The sequence below is a fragment of the Actinoalloteichus hoggarensis genome (genome assembly GCF_002234535.1).
In the GTDB taxonomy this organism is placed as follows: domain Bacteria; phylum Actinomycetota; class Actinomycetes; order Mycobacteriales; family Pseudonocardiaceae; genus Actinoalloteichus_A; species Actinoalloteichus_A hoggarensis.
In genome coordinates, this window is the sequence record NZ_CP022521.1 from 3,471,064 (window position 1) to 3,497,745 (window position 26,682).

1 protein-coding gene is annotated in these 26,682 nt (G+C 74.4%); it reads right to left on the reverse strand.

Annotation, left to right across the window (positions count from 1 at the left end; all coding sequences use genetic code 11):
- Window positions 1–17: 17 nt before the first annotated feature.
- Window positions 18–26,660, reverse strand: a complete 26,643-nt coding sequence (locus AHOG_RS29970) for a type I polyketide synthase (RefSeq protein WP_245856249.1) — start codon at window positions 26,658–26,660, stop codon at window positions 18–20.
- Window positions 26,661–26,682 lie beyond the last annotated feature (22 nt).

Consider the following 26,682-nt stretch of genomic DNA (forward strand, 5'->3'; position numbering starts at 1 on the left):
TGGCTACCGGCCGCGACTCACGACATGCCGAGCTGCTTGTCGATGAAGTCGAACATCTCGTCGTCACTGGCCGCGCCGATCCGATCGACCACCGAGTCGGCGGCCTCGTCGCCCGCGCGGTCGCCCGCGAGCTCGTCCAGTCTGGACAGCATCGCCTTCAGCCGGATGCTCACCGAGGCTCCCGCCGCGGCGTCGGCGCCGAGTGCCGAGATGGCCGCGTCGAGCCGGTCCAGCTCGGCGTCGACCGTGGAACCCGGCTGCTCCCCCGGCTCGACGAGCTGGTCTTGGAGGAACTCCGCCATGTCCGCCGCCGTCGGGTGGTCGAACAGCAGCGAACCGGGCAGGCGCAGCTCGGTGGCGGCGGCCAGTCGGTTGCGGACGTCCAGCGCCATCAGCGAGTCGAACCCGTAGTCCTTGAACGCCCTGGTCGGATCGACGTCCTCGGGGCCCGCGTGACCGAGCGTCCCCGCGACCTGCGCCCGGACGAGCTCCAGCAGCTCCAGCCGTCGCTGGGCGGGCAGCATGCCCGCCAGGCGATCGCGGAGCCTGGTCGCGGCCCTGGTGGCGGCGGTCCGCCGAACCGTGCTCAGCAGTCCGCCGAGCACACCGGGGAGCGCGTCGCCCTGCGCGCGCAGAGCCACCCGGTCGAACCGCGCGGGCAGCGTGATCGTCTCCCCCGAGGCCAGTGCCGCGTCGAACAGTGCGAGGCCGGTCGCCGAGGACATGGCCATGACGCCGCCGCGCCCCAGCCGCGCCCGGTCCGCCTCGCCCAGGTCGCCGGTCAGTTCCCCGGTCTCGGCCCACAGCCCCCAGGCCATGGCGAGAGCGGGCAGCCCCTCGGCCCGACGGCGTAGCGCCAGCGCGTCCAGGTAGGCGTTGGCCGCCGCGTAGTTGCCCTGGCCCGGTGTGCCGAGGGTGCCCGCCAGCGAGGAGAACAGGACGAAGGCGGTGAGGTCGTGCTCTCTGGTGAGTTCGTCGAGATGGCGGGCGGCATCGGACTTCGGCCGGAGCACCCGGTCCACCGACTCCGCGGTCAGCGAGTTGATGACGCCGTCCTCGAGGACGCCCGCGAGGTGGACGACGCCGCGCAGCGGCCGCTCGGCGGGAATCCGGGCGAGCAGGGCGGCCAGTGCCTCCCGATCCGCGGCATCGCAGGCGACTGCCTCGGCGTGCGCGCCGAGGGCGGCGAGGTCGGCCAGCAGTTCCCCGGCACCGGGCGCCTGTGCGCCTCGGCGACTGGTCAACACCAGGTGCCGCACCCCGTGGGTCTGGACGAGGTGTCGGGCGACGAGCCCGCCGAGCGCCCCGGTCCCGCCGGTCACCAGCACCGTCGACTCGGGATCGAAGGCGACGGCCGCCGCGTCGGACGGTTCGGGCAGCTCCACGACCCTGGGCACGAACGGCGCGCCGTCGCGGATCGCCACCTGGTCTTCGGCGGAGGCCGACAGGCCCGTGAGGATCTCGGCGAGCCGAGGGGCCGCCGCGTCGGCCTCGACGTCCACGAGGAGGAACCGGCCGGGGTTCTCCGACTGCGCGGTACGGAGCAGACCCCACACCGCGGCCGCCCCCGGGTCGGGCGACGTCCCGCCGCAGCCGACGGCGCCGGTGGTGAGCACCACCAGCCGGGCCGCGGCGAACCGGTCGTCGGCCAGCCAGTCCTGGAGCAGCCGCAGCGCCGCGCCCACGGCGGTGCGCGGGTCACCGCCGCCGAGCAGGGCGATCACCACCTCCGGGTTTCCGATCACGTCGTCGAGAGCGGCGGCCGTGGGGACCGCCAGATCCGCCGCGACGGCGGGGACGTCGGCGCCCACCAGGGCCCACGGGCGGTCTCCGGCGACGACCTCGGGCGCCGCGTCGAAGCCGATCGGCTGCCAGTCGAGGCCGAACAGCGGTATCCGGGTGCCGCCCCGTTCTCCGTCGAGTCGGCGTCGATCCACCGGGGACAGTCGGATCGTCGTCGCGGAGAGCACGGGGCCGCCCTCGGAGTCGGCGGCGGTGAGCCGCACCCCGGCATCGCCGTCGAAGACGAGGTGCGCCCGCAGACGGGTGGCGCCTCGGGCGTGCAGCCGTACGCCGGCCCAGCCGGTGGGGACCAGCCCTCGACCGTCCTGATCGGCCAGCAGCAGCGCGGTGGTGAGCAGACCGGGGTGGAGGCCGAATCGCCCGGCGGCCGGCTCCTCGTCCGCCGGAAGGTCGATCTCGGCGAACAGCTCCCCGTCCCGCCGCCAGAGCGCCCGCACGGTGCCGAACCTCGATCCGAGTTCGGTGCCCGCGTCGGCGATCCGCTGGTGCTGCTCGTCGGGGTCGGCCTCGGTCGCCGAGGGCGGCCACGCGACCAGGCCGGGATCGCCGTCGGGCTCGGCGGTCGGGGTCGCGAGCAGTCCGTGCGCGTAGCGGGTCCAGCCGCCCGCCGTGCCGTCCGCGTCCCCGTGTTCGCGCACGTGGACGGTGAGGGGTCGCTGCCCGGAGTCGTCCGGTGCGGCGACGGCGACCTGGACCTGGAGGACCGCGTCGGCGGCCAGGGGCAGCGGCGACAGCACGTCGAGCCGGACGAGGTGATCGAAGCCGATCCGCTGCCCGGCCCGCAGGGCGAGTTCCGCGGGCAGTGCCTCCGGGACCACGACGACGCCGTCGACGGAGTGGTCGGCGAGCCACGGCTGATGCCGCGCGGACAACAGTCCGGTGAGCACGATGCCGTCGGCGTCGGCGAGGTCCACCTCGGCGCCGAGGACGGGGTGTTCGGCGTCGGCGAGACCGAGGGCACCGGGGGCGCCGCCTCGCGCCGACGATCGGGCGGGCTCCGGCCAGTAGCGGCTGTGCTGGAACGGGTAGGTGGGCAGGGTGATCCGGCGGTCCCGAGGGCCGGTGAACGCGGCGGTCCAGTCGATCGGGTGACCCTGTCGCCAGGCCTCGGCGAGGTTCGCGTAGAGCTGTCGCGGTCCGCCGTCGTCACGACGCAGCGTGCCGACGACCATCGCCTCGGCCTCGATGGTGTCCAGGACGTCGTGCACGGGCATGGTGAGGACCGGATGCGGCGAGACCTCCACGAAGCTCGTGTAGCCCTCGGTGGCCAGCGCGGCGATCACCGACTCGAACCGCACGGTGTTGCGGAGGTTCTCGTACCAGTACCGGGCGTCCAGTTCGGCGGTGTCGACCCAGCCGCCGGTCACCGAGGAGCGGAAGCCGACGCCGCTGCTGCGGGGCGCGAGGCCGTCGAGCGCGGCGATCAGTTCGGTTTCGATCCGCTCGACCTGCGCCGAGTGCGAGGCGTAGTCGATCGGGACCCGCCGGGCGCGCACGCCGTCGGCCTCGCAGGCGGCGGCGAACTCCGCCAGCGCGGCCAGATCCCCGGAGATCACCACGGCACGGGGCCCGTTCAGCCCCGCCACCGACACACCCTCGACCCCGGTCAGCCGCGCCCGGACCTCGGACTCCGACAACGCGACCGAGAGCATCCCGCCGCGGCCTGCCAGCGTCTCGGCGATCAACTGAGACCGGAGACATACCACCCGCGCACCGTCGGCCAACGACAGACCGCCTGCCACCACCGCGGCGGCGATCTCGCCCTGGGAGTGGCCCACCACCGCGTCCGGCCGAACGCCGAACGACTCCCACACCGCCGCCAAGGACACCAGCACCGCGAACAACAACGGCTGCACCACGTCATCCCGCGACAACGACTCCTCGTCGTCCAACGCCGCCGTCGGCGAGAAGTCCACCCACTCGCCCAACGCCGCCGCACACTCCGCGAACCGCGCCGCGAACACCGGGGAGCAGGCCAGCAACTCCCGACCCATCCCCGCCCACTGCGAACCCTGACCAGGGAACACGAACACCACCGGTCCCCCGTCGCGAGCGGCGTGGGGCTCGGCGTCGTCCTCGCTGCGGACGCGCAAGGCGGTCAGCAGTTCGGCGGGGTCGGCGCCCGCGACGACGGCCCGATGCTCGAAGGCCGATCGCGTGGCGGCCAGTTCGTGACCCACGGCGGCGGGGTCGATCTCGGGATGGTCGGCGGCGAAGACGAGCAGCCGCTCGGCAGTCGCCCGCAGTGCCGCGGGCGAGCGGGCCGAGAACACCCACGGCACCACCGGGCGCGATGCGGCGATCGGATCGGCTTCCGATGCGGCGGCCCCCGGTTCGGTGGCCTGCGGCTCGGCGGCGGACCTCGACTCTCCCGGATTCGACCCCGCACGGTTCGTCCCCGCGGAGGTCGTCCCGGTCGGGTTCGACTCCGCGACGGCGGTCTCGGGACCCGCCACGTCGGCGGGCCCCTGCTCGATGACCACGTGGGCGTTGGTGCCGCTGATTCCGAACGAGGAGATCGCGGCTCGGCGGGGCCGGTCGTCGGCCTCCCACGGCACCGACTCGGTCAACAGTCGCACCGCTCCGGCGTCCCAGTCCACGTGCGAGGACGGCGCGTCGACGTGCAACGTCTTGGGCAGCACCCCGTGCCGCATCGCCTCCACCATCTTGATCACACCCGCCACACCCGCCGCCGCCTGCGTGTGCCCGATGTTCGACTTGACCGAGCCCAGCCACAACGGCTGGTCGGCCGAGCGATCCCGGCCGTAGGCGGACAACAGGGCCTGCGCCTCGATCGGGTCGCCCAACCTCGTCCCCGTGCCGTGCGCCTCCACCACGTCCACCTCGGACGCCGCCAACCCCGCGTCGGCCAACGCACGACGAATCACCCGCTGCTGCGACGGACCATTCGGCGCCGTCAACCCGTTCGACGCCCCGTCGGAGTTCACCGCCGAACCCCGCACCACCGCCAACACCGGATGCCCGAGGCGACGGGCATCCGACAACCGCTCCACCAGCAGCACACCGACACCCTCCGACCAGCTGGTCCCGTCGGCGGCGTCGGCGAAGGGCTTGCACCGGCCGTCGGGCGCCAGACCGCGCTGCCGACTGAACTCGACGAACACGGTGGGGGTGGCCATCACGGTCACGCCGCCGACCAGGGCCAGCGAGCACTCGCCCTGTCGGAGGGCCTGCCGTGCCCAGTGCAGCGCCACCAGGGAGGAGGAGCAGGCGGTGTCGATCGAGACGGCGGGCCCCTCCAGTCCCAGCGCGTAGGCCACCCGGCCCGAGACGACGCTGCCCGCCGCGCCGACGCTGACATGGCCTTCGGAGTCGTCGCCGCCGTCGGCGAGCAGCGCCCCGTAGTCCTGGTACATGACGCCCGCGAAGACGCCGGTGGCGCTGCCACGCAGCATCGCCGGGTCGATGCCCGCTCGTTCGATCGCCTCCCAGGAGGTCTCCAGGAGCAGCCGTTGCTGCGGGTCCATCGCCAGCGCCTCCCGAGGGGAGATCCCGAAGAAGCCCTCGTCGAAGCCGCCGACGTCGTCGAGGAAGCCGCCACTGCGGGTGTAGCACCGGCCGGGGGTGCCGGGGTCGGGGTCATAGAGGGCGTCGAGGTCCCAGCCACGGTCGGCGGGGAATTCGACGATGCCGTCGCGCCCCTCGCTGATCAGCTGCCAGAGCTGTTCCGGCGAGGTGACGCCGCCGGGGTACCGACAGGCCATGGCGACGATCGCGATCGGCTCCTCGTCCGCGTCGGTCTCCGCCGCGCGCGTGGCCGCGTCGTCGTCCTCGTCGGGCGCCGCGTCGCCGAACAGTTCGACGTCGATCAGCTCGGCCAGCCGCTCCGGCGTCGGGTGGTCGAAGATCAGGGTCGCGGGCAGCCGCAGCCCCGTCTCCGCCGTGAGGCCGTTGCGCAGTTCGAGCGCGGTCAGCGAGTCGAAGCCCAACTCGGCGAAGCTTCGGTCGGCCGGGACGGCCTCGGCGGAACCGTGACCGAGGACGGCCGCCACCTGGGTGCGTACCACGGCGAGCAGTGCGCGACGCCGGTCGGCGGTGGTGACCCCGGCGAGCCGCCGCCGCAGGCCGTCGACCTCGACCATGTCGCCGACCGCCGCCGCACGACGAGGCACCGGGACCAGATCACGCAGGATGCCCGGTACCGAGGGGCCCTGGGCACGCAGCGCGGCGGGAACGAGCTTGACCGGCACGACGAGGCACTCCCGTCCGGTGACGGCGGCGTCGAAGAGCGCGAGGCCCTCCTCCGCCGACAGGGCCGCCACCCCGCCCCGGCCGGGCCTGGTCGCCGAGCCGGCGGCGGCGTCGGCCGCCAGGCCCGTCTGATCCCAGAGCCCCCACGCCAGTGAATGCGCGGGTCGACCGCTGCCGCGCCGATGCTGGGCCAGGGCGTCCAGGCAGGCGTTGGCGGCCGCGTAGTTGCCCTGGCCCGGCGTGCCCACCAGCCCTGCGAACGAGGAGAACAGCACGAAGGCGGACAGCTCCGCCGAGTCCGTCAGTTCGTTCAGGTTGATCGCGGCGTCGATCTTGGGTCGGAGCACGCGGTCGACCCGCTCGGGGGTGAGCGAGTGCAGGACGCCGTCGTCGAGAACCCCGGCCGCATGCACCACACCGCGCACCGGCTGGTCGGCGGGTACCTCACGCAGCACCTCGGCGAGGGCGGAACGGTCGGCCGCGTCGCAGGCGGCGAGCCGGACGTGGGCGCCGAGCGCGGTCAGCTCCGCGGTCAGCTCGGCGGCGCCCGGAGCCTCGGGCCCCCGGCGACTGAGCAGGAGCAGATGCCGGACGCCGTGCTCCCGTACCAGATGAGCGCTGATCAGCCCGCCCAGCGCGCCCGTCGCCCCGGTGATCAGCACGGTGCCCTCTGGGCCGAAGGGCGCCGCGGGCTCCGGGTCCGGGGCGGACCTGGCGAGTCGTGGTACCAGCACCCGGCCGCCGCGCACGGCGGCCTGCGGCTCCCCCGAGGCGATCACCGCCGCGAGCACCTCGGCCGAGGCGGTCAGGTCGTCCAGATCGATCAGGACGAATCGGTCGGGGTTCTCCGACTGAGCGGAGCGCGCCAGCCCCCAGATCGCCGCGCCGCAGAGGTCGATGCCGTTGGAGGCGTCGCCCGCGTCGACGGCGCCGCTGGTGAGCAGGACGAGCCGCGAATCGGCGAGCCGTTCCTCGGCCGACCAGCTCTGGAGCAGGGCCAGCGTGTCGGCGGTGCTGGTACGAATCCGTGCGGACGCCTCGACGTTCCCCGGCGCGGCACGGTGTGCGAGCACGACGACGTCCGGGGCGGGCCGCACGTCGAGATCGTCGACGAGGGCGGCGAAGTCGGCGGGGGTGTCGAGCCCGGCGACGCTGCCGCGCAGCGCCTCGGTCAGCTCTTCGTCGCCGAGCACGGACCAGCGGGCCGCGGAGGCGGTCTCGACGACCGGGTGTTCGACCCAGGAGAGTCGGTAGAGCGCGTCGGGGCCGGGCCGGGCCGGCGCCGCGCCGAAGGGCCGCAGCACCAGCGACTCCAGCGACACCACCGGGTTGCCCGCCGGATCGGACGCGGTGAGGGTGACGGTGTCGGCGGTGCGGGGACGTACCCGGACGCGCAGGGTGGTGGCGCCCTCGGCGTGCAGGGCGGCGCCTGCGAGGGCGAAGGGGACGAGGGGACCGCCGTCCTGCGCGCCGAGTCCCGCCAGGGAGACGGCGTGCAGGGCCGCGTCCCACAGGGCCGGGTGCAGTCCGTACCGGCCTGCCTGGGCGCGCTCGTCATCGGCCAGTCCGATCTCGGCGAACACCTCGTCCTCCCGGCGCCAGGCCGCGCGGAGGCCCTGGAAGGCGCGGCCGTAGGCCAGTCCGTCGGCGGCCAGACGGTCGTAGAGCTCGGCGACGTCGATCGGGTCGGCCCCCTCGGGCGGCCAGCTCGCGTCGACCGCGATGGGCGCGGCGCCTCGGGTCGACAGGATTCCCGCGGCGTGTCGGGTCCACTGCTCGCCGTCGGTGGAGGAGAACACGGTGACGGGGCGGTCCTGCTGATCCGGCTCCCCGACGATGACCTGGAGGTGAGTGTCCTGCTCGTCGAGGGTCAGCGGGGTGTGCAGGGTGAGTTCGGCGAGGTGCGGGGCGCCGACGTGATCCCCTGCGTGGACGGCGAGTTCGACCAGGGCGGTGCCGGGCACGATGGTGGTGCCGTGCACGACGTGATCGGCCAGCCACGGGTGGGTGCGGGTCGAGATCCGCCCGGTGAGCACGAGGCCGTCCGTGCCCGCCACCGAGACCACGGCTCCGAGCATCGGGTGTTCGGCGGCGGCCAGGCCTGCCGCGGTGACGTCGCCGACGGCCGGGGCCGACGCAGGCCAGTAGCGCTCGTGTTGGAAGGCGTAGGTGGGCAGGTCGACGCGGCGGGCGCCGGGCAGCAGGGCGGCCCAGTCGAGATCGACACCCGTGGCGTACAGCGCGGCCAGCGCCGAGAGAACGGACTCCGGCTCGGCCCGGTCCCGCCGCACGGCCGCGATCGCCGTCACGTCCTCGGCGGCCTCGGCGACCAGGGACGTCAGCACCGCCTGCGGGCCGAGTTCGAGGAATCGGGTGACGCCCGTGCCGCGCAAAGTGGTGACGCCGTCGGCGAAACGGACCGTCTCCCGCACATGCCGCACCCAGTACTCCGGAGTCGTGATCTCCGCACCCGCCACCTCACCGGAGACCAGAGACACCACCGGCAACCGAGGCGACTCGAACCGAACACCGCCGACGACCTCAGCGAACTCGCCCAGCATCGGGTCCATCAACGGCGAGTGGAACGCATGCGACACCGACAGACGACGAGTCTTCCGACCCAGACCAGCGAAATGCTCACCCACCGCGGCCACGGCCTGCTCCACACCCGAGACCACCACCGCCCGCGGCCCGTTCACCGCCGCCAGCGACACCGCATCCGACAACAACGGCCGCACCTCATCCTCCGAGGCCGCCACCGCCACCATCGCACCACCCGAAGGCAACACCTCCATCAACCCACCACGAGCCGCCACCAGACGACACGCGTCTTCCAGCGAGAACACCCCGGCCACATACGCCGCCGAGATCTCACCCAGAGAATGCCCCGTCACCACATCCGGACGAACACCCCACGACTCCACCAACCGGAACAACGCCACCTCGAACGCGAACAAACCCGCCTGCGCGAACACCGTCCGATCCAACACAGCACCCGACGCGGCATCGGTCTCCTCGAAGACCACCCCGGCCAACGACCCCGGTAACAGACCTTCGAACCCAGCACACACCTCGTCGAACGCCTCGGCGAACACCGGGAACGCCCCGTACAACCCCCGACCCATCCCCGACCGCTGCGCACCCTGACCCGAGAAGAGGACGGCCAGGCCGCCGGTGCGGGCGGCGAGACCCGAGTAGACGGACGGGTGTCGCTCCCGGTCGGCCACCGTGCGCAGGCCGGTCAGTGCCCCGTCGCGGTCGGCTGCGACGACGACCGCGCGATGCTCCAGCGCGGCCCGGCTGACACCCAGCGAGCGGCCGAGATCCGCGACGGCGATCTCGGGGTGGTCCTCGACGAAGGCCAGCAGGCGAGCGGCCTGAGCGGCCAGCGCCTCCGGGGAACGGGCCGAGACGGCCAGCGGCACCAGTGGCACCACCGATGTCGTCGAGACCTCGGCCGTCGACGCGTCCGTGCCCCGCGGCGTCGTCGGCGGGACGCCCGTCGGGGCGCGGGAGTCGAGATCGGACTCTCGATACTGCTCCAGCAGCACGTGTGCGTTGGTGCCGCTGATCCCGAAGGACGACACGCCCGCCCGCCTCGGCCGGTCGCCGCTCTCCCACGGCACCGGCTCGGTGAGCAGCCGGACGCCACCCGCGTCCCAGTCCACCCGCGGCGTCGGCGCGTCGACGTGCAGGGTCTTCGGCAGCACCCCGTGCCGCATCGCCTCCACCATCTTGATCACACCCGCCACACCCGCCGCCGCCTGCGTGTGCCCGAGATTCGACTTCACCGACCCCAACCACAACGGCCGACCCTCGACACGATCCCGGCCATAGGTCGCCAACAACGCCTGCGCCTCGATCGGATCACCCAACGTCGTACCCGTGCCGTGCGCGTCGACGGCGTCGATCTCGGACGGCCGCAGACCCGCCGCGGCCAGCGCGGCACGGATGACCCGCTGCTGTGACGGCCCGTTCGGGGCCGTGAGGCCGTTGGATGCGCCGTCCTGATTCACGGCCGACCCGCGCAGCACGGCCAGCACCGGATGTCCGTTGCGCCGGGCGTCGGACAGCCGCTCCAACAACACCAGGCCCACGCCCTCCGACCAGCCCGTCCCGTCGGCGGCCGCCGCGAACGGCTTGCACCGGCCGTCGGGCGCCAGGCCACGCTGTCGACTGAACGTCACGAACGCACCGGGGGTGGCCATCACGGTCACGCCGCCCGCCAACGCCATCGAGCATTCGCCTGAGCGCAGCGACTGCGCGGCCAGGTGCATCGCCACCAGCGACGAGGAACAGGCCGTGTCCACCGTCACCGCCGGACCCTCCAGCCCGAACAGGTAGGAGACCCGGCCGGACAGCACGCTGCCCGCTCCCCCGGTGCCCTCGTGTCCCTCCGAGTCGCCCGGCGCGGCGGCGAGCCTGCCACCGTAGTCGTGGTACATCTGACCCGCGAACACGCCGACGGAGCTGCCGCGCACCGACTGCGGGTCGAGTCCGGCACGCTCGAAGGTCTCCCAGCTCACCTCCAGCAGCAGCCGTTGCTGGGGGTCCATCGCCAGCGCCTCCCGAGGGGAGATGCCGAAGAAGTTCGCGTCGAAGCCGGCGGGATCGGCCAGGAAGCCGCCTTCGCGGGCGTAACAGGTGCCGGCCTTGCCGGGTTCCGGGTCGTACAGGGCCGCCAGATCCCAGCCCCGGTCGTCGGGGAATCCGCCGATGCCGTCCGTCCCGGCGTCGATCAGGCGCCACAGGTCCTCGGGGGTCTCCACGCCGCCGGGGTAGCGACAGCCCATCGCCACGATCGCGATCGGCTCGTCCTGCGACGGCGCGACCCGGTCGGCGGCCGCAGGCGGCTCGGCCGCGCCGAACAGCTCGGCGTCCAGCCGACCCGCCAGCGCGGCGGGAGTGGGGTGGTCGTAGACCAGCGTGGCGGGTAGCCGCAGCCCGGTGGCGGCGACCAGCTGATTGCGCAGCTCCACCGCCGTGAGGGAGTCGAAACCGAGGTCGGTGAAGGCCTCGTCGGCCGCGATCGCGGCGCCGGAGCCATGGCCGAGGACGGCTGCGACCCGTTCGCGCACCATGGTGACCAGTTCGGTCTGCCGCTGTGCACTCGACAGCGCCGCCAGCCGGTCGCGCAGGCCCCCGTCGGGCAGGCCCTCGGCGGTGCGCCGTGCCGGGGGCACCAACCTGTTCCACAGCGCGTGCAGCGGGCGTCCCGCGGCGTTCCCGGCCCGCAAGGCGGCGAGGTCCAGCTTCGCCGGGATGAGCACCGGACGGTCCGAGTTCATCGCGGCGTCGAACAGCGCGAGGCCTTCGGCGACCGGCAGCTCCCGCACACCGCCGCGGGCCAGCCGGGAGCGATCGGTGCCCGTCAGGTCCCTGGTGAGATCGCCGGAGCCCTCCCACAGACCCCAGGCCAGCGACAACGCGGGCAGTCCGGCGGCGCGACGCTGCTCCGCGAGGGCGTCGAGCGCCGCGTTCGCCGCCGCGTAGTTCGCCTGTCCCGGCGTGCCGACGGTGCCCGCCAGCGAGGAGAAGAGCACGAAGGCGGTGAGGTCCGAGTCCGAGGTCAGTTCGTGGAGATGCCGGGCGGCGACGATCTTGGGTCGCAGCACCCGATCCAGGCTCTCCCGCGTCTGCGAGGCGATCGTGCCGTCGTCGAGCACCCCGGCCGCGTGGACGACGGCGCGCAGCGGCTCGTCGGCCGGGATGCGGGTGAGCACCTCGGCCAGCGCCGCCCGATCCGCCGCGTCGCAGGCCACGACCTCGGCCCGCGCGCCGAGTTCGGCGAGTTCGGCGACCAGCGCCGCCGCCCCGGTTCCCCGGCGGCTGAGCAGCAGCAGCCGTCGGACCCCATGGGCGGCCGCCAGGTGGCGTGCGATCGCGGAGCCCAGCGCGCCGGTGCCGCCGGTGATCAGGACCGTCCCGTCGCCGCCGAACGGCTCGGCGTCGGGGGCCGGGTCGGCCGAGGCGGGTGGTGCCGCCCGGACCAGCCGGGGGACGTAGGCGGTCCCCTGCCGCAGGGCCAGCTGCGGCTCGCCGGAGCGCACCGCCGCGGGCACCGCCGCGTCGGAGGCCGGGGTTCCGTCGGTGTCGATCAGCACCAGCCTGCCGGGGTGCTCGGACTGGGCCGAGCGCGCCAGGCCCCAGATCGCGGCGGCGTCGGGATCCGGCACGGTGCCCGCGCAGCCGACGGCGCCACGAGTGGACAGCACCAGCGCGCGGTCCTCGCCGTCGCCCCGGTGTGCCTCACCGAGTTCGTCCTGAATGTGTCGCAGCGCGTCGTAGGCGGTGTCGGCCGCCGCGAAGACCGCGTCGACCGGCTCGTCGGAGTCGCCGCCCGCGACCTCGGTCAGCGGCAGCCAGTCCAGGCGGAACAGCGCGTCGCGCGACACGGTCTCCTCGGCGGGGCGAACCGGCCGGAGCGTCAGCTCGGTCACCGAGGCGACGGCGCGACCCGTGCCGTCGGCGATCCGCAGCGCGACGGAGTCGCCTGCGAGCCGCCGCAGCCGCAGCCGCACGGCCCGCGCCCCGCCCGCGTACAGGGAGACGCCGTTCCAGGAGAACGGCAGCAGGGCGCTCTCGCCGTCCGCGCCGATGCCGGTGTGGCCGATCGCGTGCAGCGCGGCGTCGAGCAGCGCGGGGTGGATGCCGTATCGACCCGCGTCGGCGACGGCGGTGTCCGGAAGGGCCGCCTCGGCGTAGACGGTGTCGTCCTCGGCGGGGTGCCGCCAGAGGGAGCGCAGGCCGCGGAAGGTCGGGCCGTAGCCGAGGCCGCCGTCGTCGAGGCGCTCGTAGAGGCCCGCCAGGTCGACGGGTTCCGCGCCGGGCGGCGGCCACTGATCCCAGATCTCGGCCTCGGCGTCCCCGGTGGCCCGCAGCGCACCGGTCGCGTGGGTGGTCCAGTCGTCGCCGCCGTCCGGCTGGGAGTAGATCGTCACCGGGTGGTGTCCGTCGTCGTCCCGGTGGCCGACGGCCAGCTGCACTCGGACCCCGCTGCGGGCGTCGAGGGCGAGCGGGGTGTGCAGCGTCAGCTCGGTCAGGTGCGGGGCGCCGACGTGATCGCCCGCGCGGATGGCGAGTTCCACGAACGCGGTGCCCGGCACGACCGTGGTGCCGTGGACGGTGTGCTCGGCCAGCCACGGGTGGGTCCGGGTGGACAGCCTGCCGGTGAGCACGACGCCGCCGGAGCCCGCGAGGTGGATCGCCGCGCCGACGAGTGGATGGTCGGCGGCGGTGAGGCCACTGGCGGTGGGATCGCCGCCCGCGGCGGGCCCGTCGAGCCAGTAGCGCTCGTGTTGGAAGGCATAGGTGGGCAGCGTGGTCCGCCGCGCGCCGGGGAAGAGCGCCGCCCAGTCGGGCGAGGCGCCCGCGGTGTGCAGGGCGGCCACGGCCGCGATGACGCTCTCGACCTCCGCGCGGTCCCTGCGCAGGGCGGGGACGGCGGTCACCGCCGTCACGGCCTGCACCGAGGCGGCGTCGGTCACCATGGGGGTGAGCACGGCCTGCGGGCCGATCTCCAGGAATCGGGTCACCCCGAGGTCGCGCAGCGTCGTGACGCCGTCGGCGAACCGGACGCACTCCCGCACGTGCCGCACCCAGTACTCCGCCGTGGCGATCTCCGGCCCGGCCAGGGCCCCCGACACCAGCGACACCACGGGGACGCGCGCGGGCCGATAGTCGACGGTCGCCGCGACGGCGGCGAACTCGGTGAGCATCGGGTCCATCAGTGGCGAGTGGAAGCCGTGCGACACCGCGAGGCGGCGGGTGCGACGGCCCAGGTCGGCGAAGTGCGTCTGGATCGCGGCCACCGCGTCCTCGGCGCCGGAGACGACCACGGCCGTCGGGCCGTTGACGGCCGCGATGTCGAGCACGCCGCCGAGCAGGGGACGCACCTCGTCCTCGGACGCCGCGATCGCCGCCATGGCGCCGCCCTCGGGCAGCGCCTGCATCAGGCCGCCCCGCGCCGCCACGAGCCGGCAGGCGTCCGGCAGGGCGAACACCCCGGCCAGGTACGCGGCGGTGATCTCCCCGAGTGAGTGGCCCGTCAGGGCGTCGGGGCGGACGCCCCACGACTCCAGCAGGCGGAACAGTGCGACCTCGAAGGCGAACAGTCCGGCCTGCGCGAACACGGTCTGGTCCAGCTCGGCCCCGGAGTCGGCGGCGGCCGCGCCCAGGACGACGTCGCCCAGTTCGCGCGGCAGCAGGCCGGCGAAGCCCGCGCACACCTCGTCGAAGGCCTCGGCGAACACGGGGAAAGCGGCGTGCAGCTCCCGGCCCATCCCCGCTCGCTGGGCGCCCTGTCCGGAGAACACCGCCGCCGAGCGGCCCGGTGCGGCGATGCCGGTGAGCACCCGCTGGTCCGCGACGCCCGCGGCCAGGACGTCCAGGCCCGCCAACAGCTCGGCCCGGTCCGTGCCGAGCACCGCGGCGCGGTGGGCGTGTGCCGTGCGGGTGACCCCGAGGGAGTAGCCGACGTCGGCGAGGCCGAGGTCGGGATGCTCCGTCACGAAGGCGGCCAGCCGGGTGGCCTGTGCGCACAGGGCCTCCGGCGAGCGGGCGGAGAGGACCCACGGCAGCACGGGTGCCACGGCGGTGTCCGAGGGCGTGGGGCGAGGGGCGCGCGGCCCCTCCTCGATGATCAGATGCGCGTTGGTGCCGCTGAACCCGAACGAGGAGACGCCGGCTCGCCGGGGTCGGTCGCCGTCCGGCCACGGCGTCAGCTCGGTGAGCAGGCTGACCGCTCCGGCGTCCCAGTCCACATGAGAGGACGGCGCGTCGACGTGCAACGTCTTCGGCAGCACCCCGTGCCGCATCGCCTCCACCATCTTGATCACACCCGCCACACCCGCCGCCGCCTGCGTGTGCCCGATGTTCGACTTCAACGACCCCAACAGCAGCGGCCGCTCCGCCGAACGATCCCGGCCGTAGGTGGCGAGCAACGCCTGGGCCTCGATCGGGTCGCCGAGCGTCGTCCCGGTGCCGTGCGCCTCCACGGCGTCCACCTCGGACGGCACCAACCCGGCGTCGGCCAGCGCACGACGGATCACCCGCTGCTGCGACGGACCGTTCGGCGCCGTCAGACCGTTCGACGCCCCGTCCTGGTTCACCGCGGACCCCCGCACCACGGCGAGCACCTCGTGCCCGTTGCGGCGGGCGTCGGACAGCCGCTCCAACAGCACCAGGCCCACGCCCTCCGACCAGCCCGTCCCGTCGGCGGCGTCGGCGAACGGCTTGCACCGACCATCGGGCGCCAGGCCACGCTGCCGACTGAACTCCACGAACGCCGTGGGAGTCGACATCACCGTCACCCCACCCGCCAGGGCAAGATCGCACTCTCCCGAGCGCAGGGCCTGGGTCGCCAGGTGCATCGCCACCAGGGAGGACGAACAGGCGGTGTCGATCGAGACGGCCGCGCCTTCGAGCCCGAGCGCGTAGGCGACGCGCCCGGACACCACGCTGCCCGCGGCGCCCGTTCCCACGTGGCCGTCGGTGTCCCGGTCGGCGGCGGCGAGCTGCGCGCCGTAGTCGTGGTACATGACGCCGGTGAAGACGCCGGTGGCGCTGCCGCGCAGGCTCGCCGGGTCGATGCCCGCGCGCTCCAGGGCCTCCCAGCATGCTTCGAGCAGCAGGCGCTGCTGCGGGTCCATCGCCACCGCCTCCCGAGGGGAGATGCCGAAGAACCTGGCGTCGAAGTCGGCGGCGTCGTGCAGGAAGCCGCCGTCGCCGACGTAACTGGTGCCCGGACGGGTCTGCTCGGGATCGACGAGCCGTTCGAGATCCCAGCCCCGGTCCTCGGGGAACGGGGTGATGCCGTCGCCGCCCTCGGCGAGCAGCCGCCACAGGTCTTCCGGCGATCGCACGCCGCCGGGATAGCGGCAGGACATCGAGACGATGGCGATCGGGTCGTCGTTCACCCGCGTCGTGGAAGGCGCGGCGGCGGCGACGGGTTCGCCGGTGAGGCCGGCGGCCAGGAACTCGGCGAGCGCGTGGGGCGTGGGGTAGTCGAACACCAGGGTCGCGGGCAGGGCGAGGCCGGTGGCGGCGGACATCGCGTTGCGGAGCTCGACGGCGGTCAGCGAGTCGAACCCGAGGTCGGCGAACGACACGTCGGCGACGACGGCCGCCCCCGAGGAGTGGCCGAGCACGGTGGCGGACCGGTCGCGGACCAGGTCGAGCAGGGCGGCATGCCGGTCGGCCTCAGGCAGGGCCGCCAGCTCCGCCGCGAGCCCGGTCCTCGGGGCGCCCGAGGCGTGGCGGCGCCGGGTCCGGACGAGGTCGCGGAGCAGCGGATGGGGCGGGGTCGCCGCCTGCGCGGCGAGGTCGAGCTTCATCGGGAGCAGCACCGGTTCGCCGGAGGCGAGCGCGGCGTCGAACAGGGCCAGTCCTTCGCCGGGGGTCAACGGGCGGGCGCCGCCGCGTTCCAGGCGGGCGCGGTCGCGGTCGGCCAGACCTTCGGTGAGTTCCCCGGTCTCGGCCCAGAGTCCCCAGGCCAGCGAGTGCGCGGGCAGGCCTCGGGCGTGTCGTCGCCGGGCGAGGGCGTCGAGCGCGGCGTTGGCGGCGGCGTAGTTGGCCTGGCCGGGGGTGCCCAGCACGCCGGCGGCCGAGGAGAAGAGGACGAAGGCAGCGAGGTCGAGTCCCTCGGTCAGCTCGTCCAGGTGCCGTGCCGCGAGGGCCTTGCCGCGTAGGACCGCGTGCAGGCGTTCGGCGGTGAGCGTGGTGATCGTGGCGTCGTCGACGACGCCCGCGGCGTGGACGACGCCGGTCAGCGGCCGGTCGGCGGGCAGGTCCGCGAGGAGGGCGGCCAGTGCGTCGCGATCGGCGACGTCGCAGGCGACGACGTCCACGGCCGCGCCCAGCGCGGTCAACTCGGTGCGCAGCGCTGCGGCGCCGGGGGCGGCGGGTCCGCGACGGCCGGTCAGGACCAGATCGCGGACGCCGTGCGCGACGACGAGGTGGCGGGCGAGCAGGGAGCCGAGCGCACCGGTGCCACCCGTGATCAGCACGGTGCCCGCCCCGAGGTCCGGGGTGCCCTCGGGCACCGGCGCGCGCCGGACGCGGGGCGCGGCCGCACGGCCGTCTCGCACGGCGAGCTGGGGTTCCGCGGTGGCGAGGAGCCCGTCGAGCAGGGCGCCGACGGCGGCGGGCTCGGCGAGGTCGGCGGCGGCGAGGTCAGCGGCGAGGTCGAGGAGCAGCAGGCGGTCGGGGTGTTCGGTCTGGGCCGAGCGCACCAGTCCCCAGATCGCGGCGGCCGTCGGGTCGGGGTCGGCGCCGGTCGCCTCGGCGGTCAGGACGAGCAGCCGGGCGGCGGACAGGCGCTCGTCGGACAGCACGGCCTGGATCGACTCGAGCGCCGCCTCGCAGTCGGCCGGGCGTGCGACGAGCAGTGCCGCCGGGGCCGTCGCGGCGGCCGAGGGCACGTCGGGCACGGACTCGGCGTGCAGGGCCTCGGCGAGCATGTGGTCGCCGACGACGACCCGGCGGACGGGCGGTGCGTCGGCGGGAAGGTCGACCGGTGCCCAGTCGAGCCGGAACAACGCGGTGCGGGCGATCGCGGAGGCGGTGCCGCGCAGGCCGTCGGCGATCGGACGCAGTGCGAGCCGCTCGACGGTGGCGACGGGGCGGCCGGCGGAGTCGGCGAGCGCGAGCGAGAGCGCGTCGAGGCCCTGTGGTCTCAGTCGCGCACGCAGTGCGTCGGCGTGTGCGGCGTGCAACGTGACGCCCGCGAAGGCGAAGGGCAGCAGCGCGCGGTCGCTCGCGGCGGCGACCGGCGTGTGCCCGGCGGCGTGCAGTGCGGCGTCCAGCAGGGCCGGGTGCAGTCCGAATCGGCGGGTGTCCGTGACGACGTCGGTGTCGAGGGCGACCTCGGCGTAGACGTCCTCGCCGTGCCGCCAGGCCGCGCGCAGCCCTCGGAAGGCGGGGCCGTAGTCCAGTCCGGCCTCGGCCAGCGCGGCGTAGCCGCCGGTCAGGTCGATCTCCTCGGCACCGGGAGGCGGCCACTGGGTGAGGGAGACCTCCTCGGCCGTCCCCTCCGGGGCCAGTGTGCCGGTGGCGTACGTGGTCCAGGGCTGCTCGCCGGTGCTCGGCCGGGCGTAGATCCGGAGGTCCCGATCGGCGTCGTCCCGAGGGGCGCCGAGCACCACCTGCACGTCGACGTCCTCGGCGTCGGGGAGGACGAGCGGGGCGTGCAGGGTGAGGTCCCGGACGTGCGGGCAGCCTGCCTGGTCGCCCGCGCGGATCGCGAGTTCGATCAAGGCCGAGCCGGGCAGCACCGTCGTCTCGGCCACGACGTGGTCGGCGAGCCACCGTCTGGTGCGGGTGGACAGCCGTCCGGTGAGCACGAGGCCGTCGGAGTCGGCGAGCGAGATCGCGGCTCCGAGCAGCGGATGGTCGGTGCCGGTGAGCCCGAGCGAGGCCGGATCGCCGCCGTCGACGGTGGCGTCGAGCCAGTAGCGCTGGTGGTGGAAGGCGTAGGTGGGCAGGTCGACGCGGCGGGCGCCGGGCAGCAGGGCGGCGAGGTCGAGCGGCAGTCCGGTGGTGTGCAGCGTGGCCAGCGCCGAGAGCACGGTGTCCGGCTCTGGCCGGTCGCGGCGGCAGGCGGCCACGGCGGAGACGTCGCCCACCATGGGGGTGAGCACGGCTTGGGGGCCGAGTTCCAGGAACGCCTGGACTCCGAGGCCGTGCAGGGTGGTGACGCCGTCGGCGAAACGGACCGTCTCCCGCACATGCCGCACCCAGTACTCCGGAGTCGTGATCTCCGCACCCGCCACCTCACCGGAGACCAACGACACCACCGGCAACCGAGGCGACTCGAACCGAACACCGCCGACGACCTCAGCGAACTCGCCCAGCATCGGATCCATCAACGACGAATGAAACGCATGCGACACCGACAACCGACGAGTCTTCCGACCCAGAACGACGAAATGTTGTTCCAGGCTGCCGATCGCACTCTCCACACCGGAGAGCACGACAGCCCGCGGCCCGTTCACCGCCGCCAGCGACACCGCATCCGACAACAACGGCCGCACCTCATCCTCCGAGGCCGCCACCGCCACCATCGCACCACCCTCGGGCAACGCCTCCATCAGACTGCCCCGCGCCGCCACCAGACGACACGCATCCCCCAGCGAGAACACCCCCGCCACATACGCCGCCGTGATCTCACCCAGAGAATGCCCCGTCACCACATCCGGACGAACACCCCACGACTCCACCAACCGGAACAACGCCACCTCGAACGCGAACAAACCCGCCTGCGCGAACACCGTCCGATCGATGTCCAAGCCCGGCCCGACACCAGCACCAGCACCAGCACCAGCACCAGCACCGGCATCGGCATCGGCATCGGCATCGGCATCGCCGAACACCACCCCGGCCAACGACCCCGGCAACAGACCCTCGAACCCAGCACACACCTCGTCGAACGCCTCGGCGAACACCGGGAACGCCCCGTACAACCCCCGACCCATCCCCGACCGCTGCGCACCCTGACCCGAGAAGAGGACGGCCAGCCGGTCGGCGGCCGCGACGCCCGTGATGACCCGTCGGTCGGTGCCTCCCGAGGTGAGCGTCGTCAGTCCCGCCAGCAGCTCCGATCGGTCCGCGCCCAGCACCACCGCGCGATGCGGATGCCGCGCTCGCGTGACGCCCAGTGAGTACGCGGTGTCCGCCGGGTCCAGCTCGGGGTGCTCGGTGGCGAAGGCGAGCAGCCGGTCCGCCTGGGCACGCAATGCCTCGGCGGAGCGCGCCGAGAGGACCCAGGGCACCACGGGCAGCGGCGGGCGGGCGGGAGCCTCCGCCGTCGTCGCCGGTTCCGGGGCCTGCTCCAACAGGATGTGCGCGTTGGTCCCGCTGATCCCGAAGGACGACACCCCCGCCCGGCGGGGCCGGTCCACCGCGGGCCACGCGATCTGCTCGGTGAGGAGACTGACCGCGCCGGAGTCCCAGTCCACATGAGAGGACGGCGCGTCGACGTGCAACGTCTTGGGCAGCACCCCGTGCCGCATCGCCTCCACCATCTTGATCACACCCGCCACACCCGCCGCCGCCTGGGTATGACCGATGTTCGACTTCAACGACCCCAACCACAACGGCCGACCCTCCGAACGATCCCGGCCGTAGGTCGCCAACAACGCCTGCGCCTCGATCGGATCACCCAATGAGGTGCCCGTGCCGTGGGCCTCCACGGCGTCGACGTCGGAGGGAGTCAGGCCCGCATCGGCCAGCGCACGGCGGATCACCCGCTGCTGCGAGGGACCGTTCGGCGCCGTGAGGCCGTTGGAGGCGCCGTCCTGGTTGACGGCGGACCCGCGCACCACCGCGAGCACCTCGTGCCCGTTGCGCCGGGCGTCGGAGAGTCGTTCCAACAGCAGCAGGCCTACGCCCTCCGACCAGCCCGTCCCGTCCGCTGCCTCCGCGAACGGCTTGCACCGACCGTCCGCCGCCAACCCACGCTGCCGACTGAACTCCACGAACGCCGTCGGAGTCGACATCACCGTCACCCCACCCGCCAGCGCCATCGAGCACTCCCCCGAGCGCAGCGACTGCGCGGCGAGATGCATCGCCACCAGTGAGGACGAGCAGGCGGTGTCGATCGTCACCGCCGGACCCTCCAGCCCGAACAGGTAGGAGACCCGACCGGAGGCGATGCTGCCCGCGCTGCCGCTGCCGAGGTATCCCTCGAACTCCTCGGGAACGTCATGCAGGCGAGCCGCGTAGTCGTGGTGCATCATGCCCGCGAAGACCCCGGTGGCCGTGCCGCGCATACTCTCCGGATCGATGCCCGCGCGCTCGAACAGCTCCCAGGAGGTCTCCAGCAGGAGCCGCTGCTGCGGGTCGAGCGCCAGGGCCTCCCGAGGACTCAACCCGAAGAAGGCGGCGTCGAAACGGTCCGCGTCGTGCAGGAACCCGCCCTCGCGGGCGTAGCTGGTGCCGGGGACGTCCGGATCGGCGTCGTACAACCGCTCCAGGTCCCAGCCCCGGTTCACCGGGAAGCCGCTGATCCCGTCGCGGCCCTCCGCCACCAGCCGCCAGAGGTCCTCGGGTGAGGCGACGCCGCCCGGGTAGCGGCAGCTCATCGCCACGATCGCGATGGGCTCGTCCTGCGCGATGCCGGCAGCGGCGGCCGGGGCGGCCGAGCGACGGCCGCCCAGCTCGGCTTGGAGCAGGGCCACCAGGGCGGCCGGGGTCGGGTGGTCGAAGACGAGCGTCGCGGGCAGCCGGACGCCGGTCTCGGCGGTGAGTCGATTGCGCAGCTCGATCGAGGTCAGCGAGTCGAAGCCGAGATCCCGGAAGGCGCGGGACACCTCGACGGCGGCGGTCGAGTCGTGACCCAGCACCGCCGCGATCTGCGTCCGGACCAGGTCGGTCAGCACCCGGGCCTGTTCGCCCTCGGTCAGCCCGACGAGCCGGGCGCCCAGTCCGCCGTCCGCCGTCGACGCGGCGGTCGCCGACGCCGTGCGGCGTCGGGCCGACACCCGGTCGCGCAGCACGGTGGGCACGGACTCGGCCGGCCCGCGCAGGGCCGCCGAGTTCAGCCGGATCGGCACGACCGCGGCCGCCGGGCCCGCGCAGGCCGCGTCGAACAGGGCCAGGCCGTCCGTATCGGACAGCGGCAGCACGCCGCCTCGGGCGGCCCGACGCCGATCGGCCTCTCCCAGTCCCGCCGTCATGACGCCGGACTCCGCCCACATGCCCCAGGCCAGCGCCAGGGCAGGCAGCCCCTCGGCGGCCCTCGACGCGGCGAAGGCGTCGAGGAAGGCGTTCGCGGCGGCGTAGCCGGCCTGGCCCGGCCCGCCGAAGACGCCGGCCGCCGAGGAGAACAGCACGAAGGCGGACAGCTCGCGGTCGCGGGTCAGCTCGTGCAGGGCGACGGCGGCGTCCACCTTGGCCCGCAGCACCGCCGCGAGCCGCGCCGGTGTCTGCGCGGTGACGACGCCGTCGTCCAGCACACCCGCGGCGTGCACCACGGCACGCAGCGGATGCTCCGCGGGTATCGCCTCGAGCACGGCCGACAGCGCCGGTCGGTCCGCCGCGTCGGCGGCGGCGATCTCCACGTGTGCGCCCAGCGCGGTGAGTTCGGTGCTCAGTTCGGCGGCGCCCGGCGCGTCCGGGCCTCGCCTGCTCAGCAGCAGCAGCCTGCGAACACCGTGCTCCCGCACCAGGTGTCGCGCCGTCAGCCTGCCCAGCGCCCCGGTCGCGCCGGTGATCAGCACCGTGCCCTCCGGACCGAACCGCGCGGCCGGCGACTCCGCGCGCGACGAGTCGGCGCGGACGAGGCGGGGGACGAAGGCCGCTCCGCCGCGCACCGCCAGTTCCGGCTCGCGCGCGGCGAGCAGCGCGGGCAGGAGCCGCGCCGAGCTCTCCTCGTCGTCGAGGTCGATCAGCACGATCCGGCCGGGATGCTCGGACTGCGCCGAACGCAGCAGCCCCCAGGCCGCCGCCGTCGCGGGGTCGACCGCCGTGCCGTCGCAGTCCGTCGCACCTCGACCGAGGATCACCAGCCTGGTGTCGGCGAACCGCTCCCGACCAAGCCAGTCCTGGACCGTGGTCAGCGCGCGCTCGGTGCGGGCGTGGGCCGCCCGGACGAGAGCGGCGCCGTCGGAGAGGGAGCCTGCGATGTCCGTGCCGTCGGGGCCTGTTCCGTCGCGAGCGCCCGGATCGGCGGCGGAACCCGCCGGCGCCGCCCGGTCGGCCGCGCCCGCGGCGAGGTCCAGCAGCAGCACCGGGGGCACCTCGGCCGCCTCGTCGAGGGTCCCGAGCTCCACCGCCTCGACGTGGTCGACGAGCGCCGACCGCACCGGGGAGTCCCCGAGCAGCACCCACCGGTCGGGCGGGGCGACCACCGGCGCGAGCGACGGCGTCCACTCCACGCGGAACAGGGAGTCGCGCGCCGCCGACGCGGGAGCGAGCTGGTCGGGCGTGGGAGCACGCAGGGCCAGCGAGGCGATCTCGGCGACCGGCGCTCCGGTGGTGTCGGCCACCGTCAGGGAGAGGGACTCCTCCCCGGTGCGCCGCAGCCGGACGCGCAGTGCGGCGGCGCCGACGGAGTGCAGCGTCACCCCGGTCCACGAGAACGGCAGCACGGCGCCGCCGCCGCCGATCCCGGTGTGGCCCGCCGCGTGCAGCGCCGCGTCCAGCACGGCCGGATGCAGGGCGAACCCGCCGCGCACGTCCTCGGGCAGGGCGACCTCGGCGAGCACGTCGTCGCCGTGGCGCCATACCGCACGCAGACCGCGGAACACCGGCCCGTACTCCAGACCCGCCGCGGCGAGCCCGTCGTAGAAGGACTCCGGATCGAGGTCGACGGCGACCGCGTCCGCGGGCGGCCACTCGGCCTGCGCCGGACCCTCGGGTGCGGGCGTCCGACCCAGCATGCCGTGCGCGTGCAGCGTCCACGGCTGGTCCTCCCCCTCGCCCGAGGGGCGGGAGTAGACGCGCAGGGAACGCGCGGACGAGGCGTCGGGCTCGCCGATGACGAGCTGAACCCGCACCGCGCCCTCCTCGGGCAGCGTCAGCGGTGTCCGCAGCGTCAGCTCCTCCACGGTGGAGCAGCCCGCGCGGTCGCCCGCGTGCAGAGCGAGTTCGACCAGCGCGGTCCCCGGCAGCACGACGACACCGCCGACCCGATGGTCGGCGAGCCACGGATGGGAGCGCAGCGACAGTGCCCCGGTGAGCAGGACGGCGTCCGAGTCCGCGAGCGCGATCATTCCGGCCAGCAGCGGATGAGCCGAGGCGGCCAACCCCATGCCCTCCGGATCCGCGCCGGGCGGCGGCGTGTCGAGCCAGAAGCGCTTGCGCTGGAAGGGGTAGGTGGGCAGCTCGACGCGCCGTGGTGCGGCACCGTCGAACAGTCGCGGCCAGTCGAGGTCGACGCCGTGGCCGTGCAGCCGCGCGAGTGCCTCGACGACGGCCCGCGACTCCGGGCGGTCGCCGCGCAGCAGCGGGGTGGCGACGACGCCCTCGGCGCCGTCGAGGCAGTCCCCGACCATCCCGGTGAGCGTGCCGCCGGGTCCGATCTCCAGGAATCGGGTGACGCCGCGATCGCGCAGGAAGTCGACCCCGTCGCGGAAGCGGACGGCGGAGCGGACGTGACGCACCCAGTACTCGGGCGAGGTCAGCTCCTCGGCCGTCGCCTGCACGCCGGTCACGTCGGACACCACGGCGAGCCTCGGCCGCCGGTAGGTCACGGCCTCGGCGGCGCGGGCGAACTCGGCGAGCATCCCGTCCATCAGCGGCGAGTGGAAGGCGTGCGACACCGCCAGCCGTCGGGTGCGGCGGCCGCGCTCGGCGAACACGGCCGCGACGGCCAGCACCGCGTCGGCCTCACCGGAGATCACCACGGAGGTCGGGCCGTTGACGGCGGCGATGCCCGTCTGGTCGGTCAGGAGCGGGGCCACCTCGTCCTCGGCGGCCTGTACGGCGACCATCGCCCCGCCCGAGGGAAGGGCCTGCATCAGCCTGCCTCGCGCGGCCACGAGCCCGCAGGCGTCCGCCAGGGAGAACACCCCGGCCAGGTGCGCCGCCGCGAGTTCGCCGATGGAGTGACCGAGCAGGTAGCGGGGGCGCACGCCCCAGGACTCGACGAGACGGAAGGCGGCGACCTCCACCGCGAACAACGCGGCCTGGGTGAACACGGTGTGATCGAGCAGCGCCGACGCCGCGCTGCCCTGGTCGGCGAAGACCACCTCCCGCAGCGGCCGGGGCAGCTCGGGGTCGAGGTGGGCGCAGGCCTCGTCGAAGGCCCGCGCGAACACCGGGTGGGCGTGGTACAGCTCGCGGCCCATGCCGGGGCGCTGGGAGCCCTGCCCGGCGAACAGGAAGGCGAGGCGACCGGTGCCCGCGGACTCCCGCACGACCTGCGCCGAGTCGGTGTCCTCGGCGAGCGCGCGCAGCCCGGCGGTCAGCTCGGCGCGGTCGGCGCCCAGCACCACCGCACGGGCGTCGAAGTGGGTCCTGGTCGCCGCCAGGGCATGGCCGACGTCCACGAAGGACAGTTCGGGGCGCCGCTCCAGCAGGGCCAGCAGTCGTTCGGCCTGGTCCCGCAGCGCCGGGGCGGTGCGGCCGGAGAGCGGCCAGGGCACGACCGGCGGATCCACCACGACAGCCGTCACGGAGTCGGCCGGTGCCGTGTCGGCCCGCTCGGCCTCGGTCCGGTCCGCCTCGGCCCGCCTACGGCCGGTCCGGTCCGCGGGCGGCAGCTCGGCGTTCGCGTCGTCGGAGTCCGTCGGCACGGCGCCCGCCGAGGACGCCGAGGCGGGCTCGGGTGCCTCCTCGACGATGACGTGGGCGTTGGTGCCGCTCACGCCGAAGGAGGAGACGCCCGCGCGGCGCGGCCGATCCGACTCCGTCCAGTCGACCGCCTCGGTGAGCAGGCGCACCGCCCCTGCGGTCCAGTCGACGGCGGTCGTGGGCTCGTCGACGTGCAACGTCCTGGGCAGCAGGCCGTGCCGCATCGCCTGCACCATCTTGATCACGCCGCCGACCCCGGCGGCGGCCTGGGTGTGCCCGATGTTGGACTTCAAGGCGCCCAGCCACAGCGGCCGCTGTGCGGGCCGGTCCTGGCCGTAGGCGGCCAGCAGGGCCTGTGCCTCGATCGGGTCGCCCAGCGTCGTTCCGGTGCCGTGCGCCTCCACGGCGTCCACGTCGGACGGCTCCAGTCCCGCGTCGGCCAAGGCCTGCCGGATCACCCGTTGCTGAGCGGGGCCGTTGGGCGCGGTGAGCCTGCTGCTCGCGCCGTCCTGGTTGATCGCCGAGCCGCGCAGCACCGCGAGGACCTCGTGCCCGTTGCGGCGGGCGTCGGACAGCCGTTCCAACAGCACCAGTCCGAGCCCCTCGGCCCAGCCGGTGCCGTCGGCCGACGACGAGAACGACTTGCAGCGGCCGTCGGCGGCCAGCCCGCGCTGGCGGCTGAACTCGACGAAGGTGATCGGCGTCGACATCACGGTGACCCCGCCCGCGAGGGCCAGCGAACACTCGCCCCGGCGCAGCGCCTGCATCGCCCAGTGCAGGGCGACCAGCGAGGAGGAGCAGGCCGTGTCGATGGTGACGGCGGGCCCCTCCAGGCCGAAGGTGTAGGCCACCCGGCCCGAGGCGATGCTGGGCGCGCTGCCGTTGCCGAGATAGCCTTCCAGCCCGGCGGGCGGCGTGTCGAACCGGGAACCGTAGTCGTTGTACATGATGCCGGTGAAGACCCCGGTGCGGCTGCCGCGCAGCTCGGCGGGCGGGATGCCCGCCCGTTCGAACGCCTCCCAGGCGCCCTCCAGCAGCAGACGCTGCTGCGGGTCGGTGGCCAGCGCCTCCCTCGGATTCAGTCCGAAGAAGTCGGCGTCGAAGTCGGCGGCGTCGGGCAGGAAGCCGCCCGCCCTGGCGTAGGTCGTCCCCGCCGAGTCCGGGTCGGGGTCGTAGAGCCGCGCGATGTCCCAGCCTCGATCGGTCGGGAACTCGGTGATGCCGTCGGCGCCGGACTCCACGAGCCGCCACAGGTCCTCGGGCGAGGCGACCCCGCCGGGGTACCGGCAGCTCATGGAGACGATCGCGATCGGCTCGTGCTCGCGGTCGTCCAGTTCGCGCAGCCGCATGCGGGTGCGCTGAAGGTCGGTCGTGACCCGCTTCAGGTAGTCTCGAAGCCTGGCGTCGCTCATTGCTGGTGTCCCTTTCGCAGCG